16 protein-coding genes and 1 riboswitch are annotated in these 16,533 nt (G+C 40.8%); of the genes, 2 read left to right on the top strand and 14 right to left on the bottom strand.

Annotation, left to right across the window (positions count from 1 at the left end):
- Positions 1-155: 155 nt before the first annotated feature.
- The 6 genes from ABD769_RS11955 to ABD769_RS11930 form a co-directional block, all read right to left on the bottom strand.
- Positions 156-485, bottom strand: coding sequence for a hypothetical protein (locus tag ABD769_RS11955; RefSeq protein WP_344851644.1), 330 nt, complete (start codon positions 483-485; stop codon positions 156-158).
- Positions 486-753: 268 nt separating this feature from the next.
- Complete coding sequence (locus ABD769_RS11950) at positions 754-1,818, bottom strand: type I restriction endonuclease (protein ID WP_344851643.1); 1,065 nt, start codon at positions 1,816-1,818, stop codon at positions 754-756.
- Between the two features lie 11 nt (positions 1,819-1,829).
- Positions 1,830-2,234, bottom strand: a complete 405-nt coding sequence (locus tag ABD769_RS11945; protein ID WP_425568857.1) for a YegP family protein — start codon at positions 2,232-2,234, stop codon at positions 1,830-1,832.
- A gap of 344 nt (positions 2,235-2,578) precedes the next feature.
- Positions 2,579-3,244: a DNA-binding transcriptional response regulator gene (locus tag ABD769_RS11940; RefSeq protein ID WP_344851642.1), complete on the bottom strand. Its 666-nt coding sequence runs from the start codon at positions 3,242-3,244 to the stop codon at positions 2,579-2,581.
- A gap of 11 nt (positions 3,245-3,255) precedes the next feature.
- Entirely contained in the window at positions 3,256-4,899 is a 1,644-nt protein-coding gene (locus ABD769_RS11935; RefSeq protein WP_344851641.1) for a tetratricopeptide repeat-containing sensor histidine kinase, read from the bottom strand.
- A 150-nt stretch (positions 4,900-5,049) separates the two neighbouring features.
- Entirely contained in the window at positions 5,050-5,247 is a 198-nt protein-coding gene (locus ABD769_RS11930) for a hypothetical protein (protein ID WP_344851640.1), read from the bottom strand.
- 377 nt (positions 5,248-5,624) lie between these two features.
- Between ABD769_RS11930 and ABD769_RS11925 the strand changes: the two genes are divergently transcribed.
- On the top strand, positions 5,625-6,857 hold the full coding sequence (locus ABD769_RS11925; RefSeq protein WP_344851639.1) for a hypothetical protein: 1,233 nt from the start codon (positions 5,625-5,627) through the stop codon (positions 6,855-6,857).
- A gap of 46 nt (positions 6,858-6,903) precedes the next feature.
- Here the strand turns inward: ABD769_RS11925 and ABD769_RS11920 are convergent, their stop codons facing one another.
- The 8 genes from ABD769_RS11920 to thiS form a co-directional block, all read right to left on the bottom strand.
- On the bottom strand, positions 6,904-7,455 hold the full coding sequence (locus ABD769_RS11920; protein WP_344851638.1) for a hypothetical protein: 552 nt from the start codon (positions 7,453-7,455) through the stop codon (positions 6,904-6,906).
- Between the two features lie 512 nt (positions 7,456-7,967).
- The gene (gene moeB, locus ABD769_RS11915) at positions 7,968-9,014 is read right to left on the bottom strand and encodes a molybdopterin-synthase adenylyltransferase MoeB (protein ID WP_344851637.1); all 1,047 of its coding nucleotides are present in this window, start codon (positions 9,012-9,014) and stop codon (positions 7,968-7,970) included.
- A complete protein-coding gene (gene thiH, locus ABD769_RS11910; protein WP_344851636.1) occupies positions 9,008-10,132 on the bottom strand; it encodes a 2-iminoacetate synthase ThiH in 1,125 nt (374 codons plus the stop codon). The genes moeB and thiH overlap by 7 nt, the downstream gene beginning before the upstream one ends.
- The gene (locus tag ABD769_RS11905; protein WP_344851635.1) at positions 10,119-10,889 is read right to left on the bottom strand and encodes a thiazole synthase; all 771 of its coding nucleotides are present in this window, start codon (positions 10,887-10,889) and stop codon (positions 10,119-10,121) included. Before ABD769_RS11905 ends, thiH begins: the two co-directional genes overlap by 14 nt.
- Positions 10,890-10,900: 11 nt before the next feature.
- A complete protein-coding gene (locus tag ABD769_RS11900) occupies positions 10,901-11,536 on the bottom strand; it encodes a thiamine phosphate synthase (protein ID WP_344851634.1) in 636 nt (211 codons plus the stop codon).
- Positions 11,533-12,147: a thiamine phosphate synthase gene (locus tag ABD769_RS11895; RefSeq protein WP_344851633.1), complete on the bottom strand. Its 615-nt coding sequence runs from the start codon at positions 12,145-12,147 to the stop codon at positions 11,533-11,535. The genes ABD769_RS11900 and ABD769_RS11895 overlap by 4 nt, the downstream gene beginning before the upstream one ends.
- Positions 12,148-12,153: 6 nt before the next feature.
- Positions 12,154-14,037, bottom strand: coding sequence for a phosphomethylpyrimidine synthase ThiC (thiC, locus tag ABD769_RS11890; RefSeq protein ID WP_344851632.1), 1,884 nt, complete (start codon positions 14,035-14,037; stop codon positions 12,154-12,156).
- 176 nt (positions 14,038-14,213) lie between these two features.
- Positions 14,214-14,417 carry a sulfur carrier protein ThiS gene (gene thiS / locus ABD769_RS11885; protein WP_344851631.1) on the bottom strand — a complete coding sequence of 68 codons (204 nt, stop codon included), beginning with the start codon at positions 14,415-14,417 and terminating at the stop codon, positions 14,214-14,216.
- Between the two features lie 63 nt (positions 14,418-14,480).
- Positions 14,481-14,569, bottom strand: a riboswitch (TPP riboswitch).
- A 357-nt stretch (positions 14,570-14,926) separates the two neighbouring features.
- Here thiS and abc-f point away from each other — a divergent pair.
- Positions 14,927-16,513 carry a ribosomal protection-like ABC-F family protein gene (abc-f, locus tag ABD769_RS11880; protein WP_344851630.1) on the top strand — a complete coding sequence of 529 codons (1,587 nt, stop codon included), beginning with the start codon at positions 14,927-14,929 and terminating at the stop codon, positions 16,511-16,513.
- The last annotated feature ends 20 nt before the right edge of the window (positions 16,514-16,533 follow it).

Raw genomic sequence — 16,533 nt, 5'->3', positions numbered from 1 at the left:
ATAATGAAAGAAGTATGGTTATATTTTCTCAACAGATTTCTCCACTGCGGTCGAAATGACGATCTTGTTAAACCTGTCGTTTAAGATTGCCCACCTGCAGCAGACAGGCTTCCTCGGCTGAAAAAGCCTCCTCAGCAATGACGAATCATCGCAAATTATTCCTTCGGCTTAATATAATCTTCTGATTTTTCCTTCTTCCACCAGTTGTTATCGAGGTGCTTAATTGATAAAAATGTTCGGGTGATGCCTGGTTTCATAGTGGCAGTATCGAGGTGCCTGGGCCAAACGTGCATAATGGTATCACGGCCAATGCGCACCCACCAGAATGTTTTTCCATATCGTTTAGTGGTATAAACTTCGCTGATGGTTCCGTTAATTACTTTATTGTTAAAACCGGGTTCCATTAACTGGTAGGTTAAAATTTTCTGCGCCCGGGCAGTTTTTAACATTATGGTGAATACGAGCAATATAAATAGGTATTTCATATCGCTAAGGTATTCAGGCTAAAAACGGATTCCTTACGGATAACCTTAGGGGTGGGAAAAAGAATGAATGAATGAATGAGAGAGGGATGGAGTGATTGAATGAATGAGAGAGGGATGGAGTGATTGAATGAATGGGAAAGGGATGGAGTGATTGAATGATGGATTAGGTCTCCTGGGTTTGTGCTTAAAAAATGAGAGGCTGCCCTGTCTGCTCCCAATACAGGCCATGAAGCAACCCCTACATTTTTCGTGAGAGATGAGCGTTTAATTAATAATTCGCTATGGTTTGATGCAGCTGATCTCTATAATCGTAAAGTTCATCGAGGTTAAACAACTGTTTTTTCTCTCCTGCGTCTTTTCCATTATGAAAGGTTTCAAGGTATTTATTGGCGGTATTAAAATGGAACCTGCAAATCGGTTTACGGTTATTGTCATCCAGTAATACACCAAAATAAGATTGCGTATCGCGTGCGGCAATACGTGCCGAAGGAATCTTTTCGCGCAATATTGCCTTCACAATCTGGAAAGCTTCCAGTTCTTCTTCGGTGGTTACAATTTTCGAAGCTTCAGGATCTTCGGTCACGGAAATTACTTTCTCCTCATCTTTCTTCTCTATTTTCTCATTGATATTCAGCGCAGATTTTAAACGGTCGCTGATGGATTCGTTGATGGAAATGGCCAAAGCTTTTTTGGCGTATTCTTTAAAAGCAATCATCCGGTTGGCGGTGAGGGGCTTATCAAAAAAGCGGTTCACCAATAACTTTACGATTTCGTCTGAAGGGTTGTCGATTTCCTTCTCAAATTCCTTTCTAATGGCTTTAATGTATTTCAACCCTTCGGCCGAATCGAGAATGGTTTCTAGATTATATTCGTTTTTGGTAAAACTTTCGAGGATCTTAATGGCATTATCTTTCAGGTCTTCGATATCGATGGTGAGGAAAGGTTTCTCGTCCATAATATTCGGTTTTTCGAGATCTGCATAGAAATTGTACACTGTACCATTGGTTAATACGCCAAACCTTGCTTTTGAAACATGGTAATAGCGGTGCAACTGCGAATTATGGGCATCGGCACTTTCTTTCCAGTGTTTGCATTCGAAAATAAGGATGGGCTGGTCGTTTTTACGGATCACATAATCTACTTTTTCTCCTTTTTTGGTGCCGATATCGCAGATGTGTTCGGGGATTACCTCTGTTGGATTAAAAATATCATAGCCTAGAATCTGGATAAAAGGCATTACAAACGCATTTTTGGTAGCCTCTTCGGTATTGATCTGATCTTTTAACCCGACCACGCGCTGATGAAGCTGCTCTAATTTTAATTTAAGGTCCATAACTTTTAGCATTAAATGGTTTCATCCGTAACTAATGCATCAGGTGCATTTTCTTTAACCGATTCTATTCCGTTTTCGCGTCCATCGGCAGTGGAATACATTTGACTTGTACCGATAATTTCGCCGTTTCCGGCTTTTAAATTGAAATAGTGCGAACCGTTTTTAGCAGTTTTTCTGTCGTACCTGGTATCGGTTGGCGCATTGTTTTTTACAGATTCGATGCCTTTAATGCATGATGCTTTTGTAGTATAACCCTCGCTGGCGAGGATAGCTCTGCCATTTGACGCCTCAAGATTAAACTGAAATTGGCCATTGGTTCTTTTGGTAATGATAAATTTCCCCATAGTTGTTTTTGTTTGCTCAAAAGTATGAGGGGAATGTGGTGAATCCTTACGGGAAACCGTATGTTGGTTCATTTGTCAATATTTTATTGGTCATTAATGCATAGCCGTTTTCCTCATTGCGAGGCCGGAATGAAGGAGCCGAAGCAATCTTTTTCGATAGGTTGATAGCTTGGCGATTATCCATACTAAGCACTAAACGTTAGCTTTTTTTAACCACAGAGAAATGTCACAGCGCACACTGAGATTGTTAAAATTAACAAAATCCAATAGACTGGTCGTCCTCTCGACCGGAGCAACGCGAAGTGGAGAGATCTATAATAGATTTCTCGACTGCGCTGAGCTACGCTCGAAATGACGTAACTTGAGGGGATTTTTAAGCATAGATCAATTGACTACGGACTGAAGCTTAGGACTAATTAAATAATCCCTACATCCTTGCAATAAGCAATCAGTTGTTCATTTTTGGAGAAACCCAGTACTTCCTTCATCAAATTCAGACGCTTTTCGACGCTGCTGAGTCCAGATGGTTTAATGTTATTTTCCTGTAAATAATAGGGAATGTTTTTTTGGGGGGTTCCATCAACCAGTTGAGAAATGATGGCAATATCGAGATCGGTAAAATCGTGCGAGTTATTTTCTTTTCTGGCCTGCTTTAAATCAGGCGAAAGGTATTTCTTATGATTGTGGATGGCATTGATAGCCAGTTTGAGGTATTGGCCATCGTGACGGGCTTTTCGAACATAACCATCAATATTCATTTCCTTAAACAGCATATCGATAACAGCCGTTTTACTTTCTCCGGAAAATACCAGTGTTTTTAAATCAGGTTGCACTTCTTTTGCAGCTTTGATGAGTTCGGCACCTCCAGCTATTTTTTGCCGGTTATGGTCTTCCTCAAAGTAGAGGTCGGTAATTAACAGATCGTAGGGGCGCTCTGCTTTAATGGCGTTTTTTATCCAGGTAAGTGCATCATCGCAATAATAAACATATTCGGGTTTTTCTGTCCCCAGATCGGCTAATGTTTTCTGTAGCGAAATATTCTGTGTTTCTTGATCTTCGGCAATAAGTATTCTTTTAAACATATTTAATACAATTAGGAAACCGGAAAAGAGATTTGGATTTTAAGCCCCTTTTCAACTTTGGTATCAAAGGTAATTGTACCGCCAATTGCATCAATACGGGTTCCCGTATTTGTGAGTCCGTTATTAGGTTGCACCTTACCTGCAATGCCGATGCCGTTATCGGTATATTGGATATTTATTTTTTGCTGTACCTGCTCAAACTTAATCACCACATCACTTGCCTTACTGTGTTTACCCATATTTACCATTAGCTCCTGAAGGATATGTTCTATTTCATCTCTGGTCTGCCCGGGTACTTTCTCCCATAACGGGGCTGAATTTCCGACAAGTATCACCCGGGTATTTTCGGAAGCGAAGGATTTTAACAGCTCGGATATTTTTTCGTTAAAGGACTGGTTTTTCGATTTTGGTTTTTCGTAGGAGAGATCACGCGATTGCTCATAAAGTTCCTCGATCTCATTAACAATAGGATTATCTTTTAAGCTCTCCTGATTATCGAGTTTATTCATAATCCTGTACAGTCCGTTTGCTACCACATCGTGTACTTTTTGCGAAGTTTTGAGTTTGTTTTCGCGGATGGTATTCTGAGCTTCGAGTTCTAATCGTTGTTTTCTTTTTTTATACCACAGCGTACCGGCAATTGTTAGCAATAATATACCGATGCTGAGGATGATGATCTGATACCTTTTGCCTTCGTTGTCTTTTTGCAGCACGAGGTTATCTGCCTTGCTTTTCTCCGTATCGTAACGGATCAATGCAAATTGGTTTTTGGCAGCACTGCGGGCGGTTTGCAAACTGTCATCAATTTTTTGGTATTTTTGAAAATACTGTTTAGTTGCCGCAGCCGGACTAAGTTTGATTAATTTTTGGAGTGCTTCCAGCCGATCGTCAGGGCTATTAAGTCTTGTTGCAATTAAATACATCTTTTGTGCGTAATTAAATGCTGAATCAGGTTTTTTCTTTTCGTAATAATCAGCAAGATGTGCATAGCTGGCATTTTGTCCCCACTCATCCTTTTCTGAATAGCGCATCTGCAATGCCTTTGATAAATCTGCAATTGGATTATAATTTGGATTTTGAAGCCATTTAGTTTTAGCCGCGTTAGAAAGTACTCTTGCGTATTCTTTCTTGTCGCGGATTTTTCTCAAAACTTCATTGTAAATATCGATTGCGTTTGAATAGGCACCACTTCTTTGATAAGCTAATGCTTTATTATTAAGAAACCGTAATCTATACGCCTCGTTTCGGCAAAACTTTAGTGCCAGATTGTAGTAATTGATGGCATCGGTATATTTCTTGAAATAGGTGCTATTTAATCCTAACTCATTATAATTAGAAGCAATACAAGCAAGATCTGTTTCTTTTTGTTCATTTAAGAACCTTAATGATAATGTCAGGCTCTCCTGTCCTCCAAAATAATCTCCGGCATCTGATTGGATCACTGCCATATAGTTATAAGACATAGCCACCAGCAAGCTATCCTGAGCAGTTGTAGTTACTTTGTTGAAATAATAAAATGCAGAGTCGTTATTTTTAAAATAAAATGATTCAGCCTTCTCAAAATTTTGGTTTTTAACAATTGCCTGGGTACTGCTTTTTTTCTTACAAGCAAATACAGTCAAAACAAAAAATAAGAAAATGTATGTTTTTTTCAAGATTGAGAGTGATTATTTATTCAAATATAAAAAAAGAGGATAGTTTTTGCTAGATATTCCTGAATAGTTTAATAAACAAAAAAGTAAGGCAACATTTGCTGCCTTACTTGTAGTTATTGAGATAGTTTCTGATCTCAGATTAATTAACAGTTATGGATTTTTTGGTGGAACATGTGAGCCCTCACCACCTGTATCATCACCACCTGGGTCGTTGCCTGGGTCATTACCCGGATCACCAGGTGTGTTACTGTTGGTACTTACGGTAGTACCGCCGTGGGTACAGTTATTATTTGTATTAGATGGGCTTACCAAGCCTAATAATATGGCAATAAACATTGGAAAAAACATGATTCAAAAATTTAAAAAGTGATGTACACGTAGTTCCCCACGCCCCTTGCGTGGGGGTTGCTACAAACTGTAAATCAGAAGGCCTTCTGCAATTTTTGGGAAGTGGTGAGTGTCTGTCGCGGGAGCTAATAACTGCTTCCCAAACCGGCTAATAACGACCGCGATTTCTACTCGATTTTAACTTTTAGTTCTTGCTAAGATTATCGTTTGAATCGTTGCTTGAATTAATTGTTGGGACAAATATCCAAGCTTCAAATCGCTAGTTTTCAGATAATTCCGAAGATTCCAATAATTCTTATTAAATTCCTTTCGAATTCCGGAAAACCGTAAAAATTCCGGCAAGTTCCGTTCTATTTTTACGCTAAAATTTTAAAAAAATGACTCCAGAATACCCAGAATTAGTATTGTCTACCTATAAAAAGATGAGAGATAATGGGGAGCTATATACGATCCTACCTAAGGAGACAACTGCAGCTTTAAAAAATGCTTGTCTGAAAGTTTATGACAGCAGGTATAATCAAGATGATGCAGATATACTTTCGGTATTTTTTAATGTTGACAAAATGAAATGTGATTTTCGCAAAGTAATATCTGAAGTTAAATCTGATTATTTTAAAGCGCTATATAACCATATTAGAGATGAAACAGCCACAAACGAGAGAAATAGCGATCTATTGGCCTGGCTAATTAACTTTAAGCCTAGGCCTAGTGGATCATATTATAAAAGCCTTCGTGAGAGCTTACATAACAACGGAACAGATAATGATGATGAAGGAAAAACAAATATTGATGAGGAAAAAGTTCACACAAGTACAGAGATAGAAGAACAAGGTAACACAGAAGAAAAAAATAATGATGTAAATGAGCTTTTAGATAAGTCCACTGGCTTAGGTATTACTAAACAAACCTATGAGACAGAAAATCAAGCTGTAAATAAACCTTTAGTTAAACTAACTGACCAGGTTATTTCTATTTCAGAAAATAACACCAAAGAAGAAATTAAAACAGGACTAGATCAAGTTGATGAACTGATTCAATTACCCCGATTCCCTACACGTTATATTATTGCTACCTGTATCCTCCTACTTTTTATTGGCACCACTTCTTTTGTGGCCTGGGAGAATAGTGCTACAGTAATTAGAAATCCTACCACAGATGAGAAATGCATGTATTGGGATGATGATCATTACGAACCGGTAAAATGTGATGCACAAATAAATGGTGTGACCATAATTCCATTAGATCAAAAAAAATTACAGCATCAAAGAAAAATTAATTTACCCGATACTTTAACCACCTATTCGTTAGGTAAAGTATGGTATAAAGGATTTGTAAAAGACCATGAGTTTTTTACCGACAGCGGTGCCTATCCTCAGGATATACAAAGGGTATTAAAACCACTTACTAACACGATTTTAACCAAATACACTTCCAATTACAGGTACATGCTCACCCGTTTAGTATGGTTTTTATGTGCAGCTCTTTTTGTAAGCCTTTGCGGTATCGGGGCAAGTAAGACTAAAAAGAAGATTAAAATTAGCAATCAGAATGAAACAAGCAACAGTCGTATTGAGGATTTTAGTAAAGCAAACGGCCCAATAATAACATAATTACTATTGGGCTATAAAGGTGTATTTTAAAGATTAAGAGGGGTTTTTATTGTCCCCAGTTTACCTGGATATTGTGCTTTTGGGCATAAACTTTGCCTTTTTCCATTAACGCATTAAAATGTTGTTCGAAACGTGCGCCGTATTTTTCATCGATATTTTTAATAATTTCATCTTTAGCTGTTTGACTACCTTTACTATCGCACAATTTAGCGTAGGCCAGGTATTCGTTTTTATAAACAGGGATAACGAGTTCGTATAATTGCTGGGAAAGGGCCTTAATTTCTTTCTCTTCTTCACCAGAGGCCGAAAGCTTTTTCACTTTATCGAGCGATTGTTCGAGGTATAATATTTTATTATTGAGGCTAACCGCGGCTTCGTCGCCTTTCTTTTTACTGGATGGAATATCAGGAAATTCTTTGGTTTCATCGTTAATATGCCGGGCCAGATCTGCGCTGGCAAAATCGTTGATCATGTTGGTGTTCAGGATGGCGATGTCGAAGAAACGTTCAGGAGTTTCGGAGCAGGCGGAGAAAAAAAGTGTTGTGATAATTAAAATTGCGAATCTTGATTTTTGGGATAGTGCTTGTAATTTGTTCATGATCTAAATGGGTTTCCTTATTAAATTTAAGCTTCGGTAGGAGCAAAGATTGAGCCGGTTTTTGAGTTTGGGGCGGGGTGTTTGGCGTTGGTTTATAAAAGATGTTTTTACCATTAAGAGGTTAAGAATATTAAGATAATCAACTAGCCTGATTTTTTGTGTCCAGGCGCTGTGAAATTCATAAGCGTTTCGCTTAAGGCGTAAAGCAATTCAACCGATTAATCTATCATGCAATGATCAATGAACCAAACACCAATAAACTAATAACCAATAAACCATACTTAATCATGTTAAGAGTGGATTAATCGATTAGTCAATCTGGAGGCAGAACTTACAAAAGATGTTTTTACCATTAAGAGGTTAAGTACATTAAGATAAGTATCTAGTCTGATGTTCTCTGTGACCAGAAGCCGCAAAATTGAGGTTAAAATTGATAAGCGTATAGCTTGAGGTGCAAGGCAATTTAACCGATTAATCTGTCAGGCAATCAACAATGACCAATAAACCAATGACTAATGAACAATTGAACTAACCCCTCCTTTTAAACTATACACTTTCCCTTTATAAACTCCGTTCAATAATTGCACCGCCATTTTACTGCGCTGCCCGGTTTGGCAATAACAAACTACTTTTTTGTCCTGTGGGATGTTTTCAATGGCATTTGTTAATTCATATAAAGAAATATTCACTCCACCTATGTTGAAATCCTCATGTTCATAATCCTCACGTACATCGATCAGGAAAACTTCATCAGCAGATTTTGAAAGCCATTGCTCTAACGTTGCCTGATCGATTTCTTTTGTGGTTTCAATTATAACTTCTTTTTTAACTATTTCCGGTTGTTTTTCCTGCGCAATTTTGAATACGAGTACTGTGTTATCTAATGCATTAATGGTCATCAGTTTACCTGAAAGGGTTTCACCGATGCCACAAATCAGCTTAATGGCTTCATTGGCCATATATATCCCGATAATTCCGGGCAAAATTCCGATTACGCCGCCTTCTACGCAATTGATATTTTCGGTAGGTGGTGTTGGATAAAGATCCCGGTAATTTGGTCCGCCCTGATGATTAAACACCGCAACCTGACCTTCAAACTGTAAAATGGAGCCAAAAATGAGTGTTTTACCTAAACTTACACAAGTATCGTTCACCAGGTAACGGGTGCTAAAATTATCGGAACAATCGATTAACAGGTCATATTCCTGGCAAATATTTACAGCATTATGGGGATTAAAACGTTCATCATAAGCAGTGAAATTTACATGCGGATTAAGCAATTTAAGTTTTGCTGCGGCAGTTTTTGCTTTGGACAGCCCAATATCGGTATGGTTGTATAAGATCTGCCGGTGCAGGTTGCTCAACTCCACCACGTCATCATCTATAATTCCGATTGTTCCGATCCCGGCTGCGGCCAGATATTGCAAGATGGGGCAGCCTAAACCGCCTGCACCAATAACCAATACTTTGGCGGCTTTTAGTTTTTCTTGTCCAACAAGGCCTAGTTCAGGCAAAATCATCTGCCTGTTGTAGCGGTTCAGTTCTTCTTTTATTAACATGATTTACTAATCAAACTCCTATCCCAATCTTTCCATATGGGTTCGTAACCCTGTTTTCTGATCATCGCTGCAATTTCCTGTGCCGAACGCTCGTCGGATATTTCGAACTGCTCCAGCGATTGTGGTTCTACTTCATAACCACCGGGATTGGTTTTGGAACCTGCACTGATGGCGGTAATTCCCAATTTAATGACCTGATTTCTGAACGCCTGGGTTTCGCGGGTGGAAATCGAAAGCTCTACTTCACTGTTAAATAAACGGTAAGCGCAGATCAGTTGCACCAATTCTTTATCGTTCATCACCACTTTGGGTTCCAAACCGCCACTAAAAGGCCGTAACCTGGGGAAAGAGATACTGAATTTACTCTGCCAATATTGTTTTTCGAGATAGGATAGGTGCAGGGCCGTAAAAAAAGAATCAGTACGCCAGTCTTCCAGGCCAATGAGCACGCCCAATCCCATTTTATGGATTCCGGCTTGCCCCAAACGATCGGGGGTTTCTAAACGGTACAAAAAGTTTGATTTTTTGCCTTTGGGGTGGTGTTTGCGGTAATCGTCCTGGTGATAGGTTTCCTGATAAACCAGTACGGTATTTAAGCCATGCGGAATCAGCGTTTCATAATCAGCTACATCCAAAGGCTGTACTTCCATAGAAATATGGGCAAAATGCGGACTAATCAGATCCAATACTTTTTTAAAGTAATCGGTATGCACCGTCTGGTTAGCTTCGCCGGTTACCAGCAGCACATGATCATAACCCATGCCTTTAATTACGGCCACTTCCTGCATAATCTCCATCGGGTTAAGCGTTCTGCGCCTTACTTTATTATCATAGCTGAAGCCACAATAGGTACAGATATTATTACATTCGTTGGAGAGATAAAGCGGAATGTACATCTGGATCACCCGGCCAAAGCGGTCTAAGGTTAACCGCTGACTGATCTGCGCCATATCTTCAAGAAAGGGCAATGCCGCCGGGGAAATGAGCGCTTTAAAATCTTCAAGCGTCCGTTGCGGATTGTTTAGTGCCCGCTCTACATCTGCGGCTGTTTTATCGTAAATACTGGCTTTGGTATCGTCCCAGTTGTAAGATTCGAATACTTCGTTAAAACTCTTCATCCAAAAATGCGGTTAATGGGCTGCTTGCTGCGGCATAATGCTGCTGGCTGCCCAGTTTAGATTCGAAAGCCATTCTGCCGGCTTCTACAGCCAGTTTAAAGGCAATGGCCATATTGGTTGGGTCTTTGGCAATGGCAATAGCGGTGTTTACCAAAACGGCATCTGCTCCTATTTCCATTGCTTTTGCGGCATCAGAAGGTGCGCCGATTCCTGCATCTACAATTACCGGAACCCGGCTCTGGCTAATGATAATTTCTAAAAAATCAATGGTGCGGAGACCTTTATTGCTACCAATCGGAGAGCCCAAAGGCATTACCGCAGCGGTACCCACATCTTCCAAACGTTTACATAATACCGGGTCGGCGTGGATATAAGGCAGCACCACAAAGCCGAGTTTCGCCAGTTCTTCTGTTGCTTTTAAGGTCTCAATCGGATCGGGCATGAGATACTTTGGATCGGGGTGGATTTCGAGTTTGATCCAATTGGTTTCCAATGCTTCGCGTGCCAGTTGAGCAGCAAAAACGGCTTCCTTTGCATTGCGCACACCAGAGGTATTGGGCAATAAATTAATGTGCGGATATTTAAGGTGATGAAGGATATCATCGTCTTTTCCTTTTAAATCAACACGTTTAAGGGCCACGGTAACCAGTTCGGAGGCCGAGGCAATTAAGGCGCTTTCCATCTCTCTGGCCGAACTGAATTTTCCGGTACCGGTAAAGAGGCGGGAGCTAAAAGTTTGATCTGCTATGGTTAACATATCTTTAATTTTTAAATGGAATGAATGTTGAATTTGCTGCTGATTTCTTCCAAAACCGCAGCCGTTTGTGTTTGATTGGTGAGCGCTGCGGATATGGCAATTCCGTAAATTCCGGTTTCGAGAATTGCCGGAATATCTTCGGCTTCGATACCACCAATGGCAATAATTGGAGTACTGATACCCACTTTTTTTACCTGTTCCATTAATTTCTGGTAACCTTCCAGGCCTACAATCGGACTCAGGTTTTCTTTTGTCCGCGTGAACCTGAATGGTCCTAAACCAATATAATCGGCTCCTTCGGCTACCCTTTGCTGAATATGTGCAAAAGTATTGGCGGTACCCCCGATAATCTGGTGTTTTCCGATAATTTTCCGGGCTTCCGGGATAGGCATGTCCTGCAAACCTAGGTGCACACCATAGCTGTTTACCGCTTTGGCGAGGTGCGGATAATCGTTGATAATCAGCTTGGCACCATAACTTTCGCATAAAGCCTGTGCGGCTTTTGCAAAAGGGAGGATTTCGGCTTCGGCCTGGTTTTTAATGCGGAGCTGAATCCACTTTCCGCCAGCCCGGAGCACCTGCTCAATGGCGTCGATATGGGTACCGGTTTTAGGGGCCTGTGAGATATATTGTAAAGGCTGAATCATGTTTGTATTGTTAAATTTTGAGCATAAGCCTGGCATTTTGCCTGTGCTTTTTTAAAAGTGATGATGGCTTGCGACGGATCGTTCCAGATGCTGCCCAGTAGTGCTAGACCATCGAAATTCATCGCTTTTATCCGATCAATTTCGTTTAAACCGATGCCACCAAGGGCAATGATTTTCGGCTTGACCTGTTGTTTATCCAAACGGAAATCTGCCGGAATTACACCCTGATAACCCGGCTTGGAAAAACTGTTAAACACCGGACTGAAAAAGCTATAATCATACTGCCCGATCTGCCCTATATCAGCTAAGTGATGGATAGAAGTGCTGTAAATTTTATTTTCAGGTAATGATCCATTATTAATTTCTTTTCTGAAACTCTCGGTATGGTGGATCCGGTTAATATCGTAATCGTTGGCCAGCGAATGGAAATGATGCAAAGCGATCTGCGGATGGTATTCGGGTGAAATTCCCTCAATTATTTTCCGGTAAGCTGCCTCATCAGCATTTTCTTTACGCAGGTGAAAAACCTGTAAACCAGCTTCGAAAAGCTGATTCACAAGATTACTTTCTTCCTTAAAAACAGTTGGTTTGGCAATTACGATCAGTTCCATTGCGGGTTAAGAATAAATTTCGCTTCCTTTTTCGGTAAACTCTTTCGATTTTTCCTGCATACCTTTGGCTAAGGCTTCGTCTGCTTCTACCCCTTGCTGCGCAGCATATTCGCGCACATCCTGCGTTATTTTCATCGAACAGAAATTTGGTCCGCACATTGAACAGAAATGCGCAATCTTAGCACCTTCTGCAGGCAGGGTTTCATCATGGAATTCTTTTGCCGTATCCGGATCGAGTGATAAATTGAACTGGTCTTCCCACCTGAATTCGAACCTTGCCTTGCTTAAGGCATTATCACGGTATTGTGCACCGGGATGGCCTTTAGCCAGATCGGCTGCATGTGCAGCAATTTTATAGGTAATTACCCCATCTTTTACATCTTTTTTGTTTGGTAAACCCAGGTGTTCTTTAGGTGTAACATAACAGAGCATCGCTGTTCCGAACCAGCCAATCATCGCAGCACCAATGGCTGAGGTAATGTGGTCGTAACCCGGGGCAATATCGGTGGTTAACGGACCTAAGGTATAAAAAGGCGCTTCCGAACAATGTTCGAGCTGTTTTTCCATATTGGCTTTAATCAGGTGCATCGGTACATGCCCCGGACCTTCGATGATGGTTTGTACATCGTGTTTCCAGGCTATTTTGGTCAGTTCGCCAAGGGTTTCGAGTTCCGAAAACTGTGCGGCATCGTTGGCATCGGCAATACAACCCGGCCGTAAACCATCGCCTAAAGAAAAAGCTACATCATAAGCTTTCATGATCTCACAGATTTCTTCAAAATGGGTATAAAGGAAGTTTTCTTTATGATGCGCCAAACACCATTTCGCCATGATCGATCCGCCACGCGAAACAATTCCGGTTATTCTTTTAGCGGTTAAAGGCACATAACGAAGCAGTACGCCGGCATGGATGGTAAAATAATCTACGCCTTGTTCGGCTTGCTCAATCAGGGTATCGCGAAAGATTTCCCAGGTCAGGTCTTCGGCTTTTCCGTTCACTTTTTCTAAAGCCTGATAAATGGGAACGGTACCAATAGGCACAGGCGAATTGCGGATAATCCATTCGCGGGTTTCGTGGATATTTTTCCCTGTAGAAAGATCCATAATGGTATCGGCACCCCAACGGCAGGCCCAAACGGCTTTTTCTACTTCTTCTTCAATGGTAGAGGTAACGGCCGAGTTACCAATGTTGGCGTTGATTTTTACCAGGAAATTGCGCCCGATAATCATCGGTTCCAGTTCAGGGTGATTAATGTTGCAGGGGATTACCGCACGTCCGGCCGCAACCTCTGCCCGTACAAATTCTGGTGTAATGTAGCCCTTTGGCGTATTGGCACCAAAACTATTGCCGTTGTGCTGGTGGTTCATTACCTCATGCTGATCGCCCAATTGTTCATTTAATCGTTCGATCTGCTGGTTTTCCCTGATGGCAATGTATTCCATCTCGGCTGTAATGATGCCTTTTTTTGCATAATGCATCTGCGATACGTTAGCACCCGGCTGGGCTTTATAAGGTTTATTGGTGTAGTTAAAACGTAAAACATCGAGTTTGGTATCGGCCAGGCGCTGTTGCCCATAGGTAGAAGATAACTGATCAAGCTGGGTAACGTCCTGCCTGTCTTTAATCCATTGCTCCCTTAACCTCGGAAGCCCTTTTCTTACATCGATAGTGGCATTGGGGTCGGTGTAAGGTCCGCTGGTATCATACACGGTTACGGGTGGGTTTGGCTCAGTGAGGCCAAATCCATTGTGGATTTTCGTTTCGGTTAAGCTGATTTCGCGCATCGCCACCTGGATATCGTGGATTTTTCCGGGTACAAATATTTTTCGCGAAGCCGGAAATGGGCTACGACTGATGACTTCCTGGTTTGGTGTTTTTTCTTGTTTCATATTTGAGTGATAGAATGGCTAATGAGTGATTGATAGAGTGAGGGAATTATTGATTGATTGAATGAGAGAATGACCCAATGAGCGAATGACCAAATTAGAGAAGGATTGAATGAGTGATTGATTAGACTGCATCTTCCATTCAATCATTGCAAAATTCTCTCAATTCAATCCTCCCATTACCCCCCCTGTGTGGCTTTAATGAGTATAATCTGATCGCCTGGATTTAACAGGTGGGTATCCCAAACAGATTTGGAAATGATGGTTTGATTAACGGCTATGGCCAGGCCATCTGTACCGGTTGAAATAACAGCAGCGAGCATTTGTTCGATGGAACAGGCTTCGTTGAGTTGATGGTTTTGATTGTTGATAGTTACTTCCATATTTTAAAAAATTGGAAAAACTATAGAGATTGCCCCAAAATGGAGATCGAAAAGACAGCAATTGTAATTGCTTTCACTTTTCCCTTCGGCAGTACTAACTGCATCAGGTTCAAAGGGTATTTCTCAGCACGTAGGCACCCCTAAAGTTTTTTGTAAATATATGCGATTAAATTTCTAATGCAAATAAAAATCGATATAGATAAAATCTATAGTTTATGATTGAGATATCATCGATTCGTCATCTCGACTGGAACATAGTGGAATGGAGAGATCTACCTAGATAGATTTCTCGACTGCGTTGCACTCCGCTCGAAATGACGGCACTTTTCTGCCAAAATCTCTACATCGAACTATACCACTCCACCCCCTCTTCGCAAACACAGAACTTTTCTTATCTTTGCATCATCACCAAATCACCCGATAAATGTAAGATTCATTTCTTTTCAGAAAATAGATAACAGGCAGAACGGTTCCGTTACTGCAATTATTTACCGGTAAAAAAGAAATTTATGCTTAATCTACAAGCGGCTGGCTATATCCATGCTAACGGAGATTTACTGTTTTCAGATTTAAATCTCACCATCAACAAATACGAAAAAATTGCACTTATTGGCCATAACGGCGCAGGAAAATCGACACTTTTAAAAATTTTGGCAGGCAACCTCATGCCAACTTCCGGACATGTTAAAGCAGAATCGACGCCTTATTATGTTCCACAGCTTTTTGGTCAGTTTAATGATTTTACCATTGCGCAGGCCCTTAAAATTGAAGATAAACTGAAAGCTTTGAATGAAATCCTTAATGGAGAAGTAAGTGAAGAAAACATGTCGCTGCTCAATGATGACTGGACCATCGAAGAGCGTTGCGAAGAAGCTTTAAGTTATTGGCGCCTGGACGATTTAGATTTAAACCAAAAGATGGAAAGTTTAAGCGGAGGACAAAAAACCAGCGTATTTTTGGCTGGCATCGCCATCCACCGCCCGGAAATTGTTTTACTGGATGAACCGACCAATCATCTGGACCTGGAAGGCAGGAATCAATTATACGATTATATCCAATCGACCAGAAATACTTTGGTTGTGGTAAGTCACGACCGTATGTTATTGAACCTGATCGATAAAGTTTGCGAACTCACCCCAAGGGGAATAACCGTTTATGGTGGTAATTACGATTTCTACGCTGAACAGAAAAAGATTGAAAACGATGCGTTAAACAACGACTTAAAAGCCAAAGAAAAGGCACTCCGCAAGGCGAAAGAAGTAGAACGGGAATCAATAGAGCGTCAGCAAAAACTCGATGCCCGGGGGAAAAAGAAGCAGGAAAAAGCCGGTTTGCCGACCATCTCGATGAATACGTTAAAAAACAATGCAGAAAAAAGCACGGCAAAACTGAAGGGTGTGCATGCGGAGAAACTTGGTCATATTTCTTCTGAGTTAAGCCAGCTTCGGTCTGCATTGCCAGATACGGATAAAATGAAAATCGGTTTCAATCAGGCTACATTACACAAGGGCAAAAGTATTGTAGAGGCCAGGGAAATCAATTTTGGCTTTTACGATCAGCTGCTTTGGAAGGAGCCCATCAGCTTTCAGGTGTTTAGTGGCAGGCGTTATGTGATCAAAGGCCGGAACGGTTCGGGCAAAACTACGCTGATCAGGATTATTTTAGGCGAACTAAAGCCATTAACAGGGATTTTAAACAAAGCCGACATCAGCTCAATGTACATTGATCAGGATTATTCGTTAATTGACGATCACCTTACGGTTTACGAACAGGCACAGCAATATAACTCAGGTGCACTGCAGGAACATGAGGTAAAAATCCGTTTAAACCGGTTTTTATTTGGCAAAACCGACTGGAACAAACCTTGTTTAGCCTTAAGCGGCGGCGAAAAAATGCGGCTGATCCTTTGTTCGTTAACGATCAGCAACCAATCGCCCGATCTGATCATCCTGGATGAACCGACCAATAACCTTGATATTCAAAATGTTGAGATTTTAACCAGTGCCATTAATGAATACCAGGGAACGCTTCTGGTGATATCGCACGATGAATATTTTCTGGATCAAATTCATATAGCACATACAATTCATCTTTAAAACAAAATATATAGCGTTAT

Source organism: Pedobacter jeongneungensis, from assembly GCF_039538295.1.
Lineage (GTDB): Bacteria > Bacteroidota > Bacteroidia > Sphingobacteriales > Sphingobacteriaceae > Pedobacter > Pedobacter jeongneungensis.
This window is presented reverse-complemented; position numbering and strand designations above follow the sequence as displayed.

Bases quoted from the DNA above. Each gene is read 5' to 3' on its own strand.
- abc-f (WP_344851630.1), top strand. From the start codon at position 14,927: ATGCTTAATCTACAAGCGGCTGGCTATATCCATGCTAACGGAGATTTA.
- thiS (WP_344851631.1), bottom strand. From the start codon at position 14,417: ATGGAAGTAACTATCAACAATCAAAACCATCAACTCAACGAAGCCTGT.
- ABD769_RS11955 (WP_344851644.1), bottom strand. From the start codon at position 485: ATGAAATACCTATTTATATTGCTCGTATTCACCATAATGTTAAAAACT.
- thiH (WP_344851636.1), bottom strand. From the start codon at position 10,132: ATGAAGAGTTTTAACGAAGTATTCGAATCTTACAACTGGGACGATACC.
- ABD769_RS11905 (WP_344851635.1), bottom strand. From the start codon at position 10,889: ATGTTAACCATAGCAGATCAAACTTTTAGCTCCCGCCTCTTTACCGGT.
- ABD769_RS11940 (WP_344851642.1), bottom strand. From the start codon at position 3,244: ATGTTTAAAAGAATACTTATTGCCGAAGATCAAGAAACACAGAATATT.
- ABD769_RS11950 (WP_344851643.1), bottom strand. From the start codon at position 1,818: ATGGACCTTAAATTAAAATTAGAGCAGCTTCATCAGCGCGTGGTCGGG.
- thiC (WP_344851632.1), bottom strand. From the start codon at position 14,037: ATGAAACAAGAAAAAACACCAAACCAGGAAGTCATCAGTCGTAGCCCA.
- ABD769_RS11930 (WP_344851640.1), bottom strand. From the start codon at position 5,247: ATGTTTTTTCCAATGTTTATTGCCATATTATTAGGCTTGGTAAGCCCA.
- ABD769_RS11895 (WP_344851633.1), bottom strand. From the start codon at position 12,147: ATGGAACTGATCGTAATTGCCAAACCAACTGTTTTTAAGGAAGAAAGT.
- moeB (WP_344851637.1), bottom strand. From the start codon at position 9,014: ATGTTAATAAAAGAAGAACTGAACCGCTACAACAGGCAGATGATTTTG.
- ABD769_RS11920 (WP_344851638.1), bottom strand. From the start codon at position 7,455: ATGAACAAATTACAAGCACTATCCCAAAAATCAAGATTCGCAATTTTA.
- ABD769_RS11925 (WP_344851639.1), top strand. From the start codon at position 5,625: ATGACTCCAGAATACCCAGAATTAGTATTGTCTACCTATAAAAAGATG.
- ABD769_RS11945 (WP_425568857.1), bottom strand. From the start codon at position 2,234: ATGAACCAACATACGGTTTCCCGTAAGGATTCACCACATTCCCCTCAT.
- ABD769_RS11900 (WP_344851634.1), bottom strand. From the start codon at position 11,536: ATGATTCAGCCTTTACAATATATCTCACAGGCCCCTAAAACCGGTACC.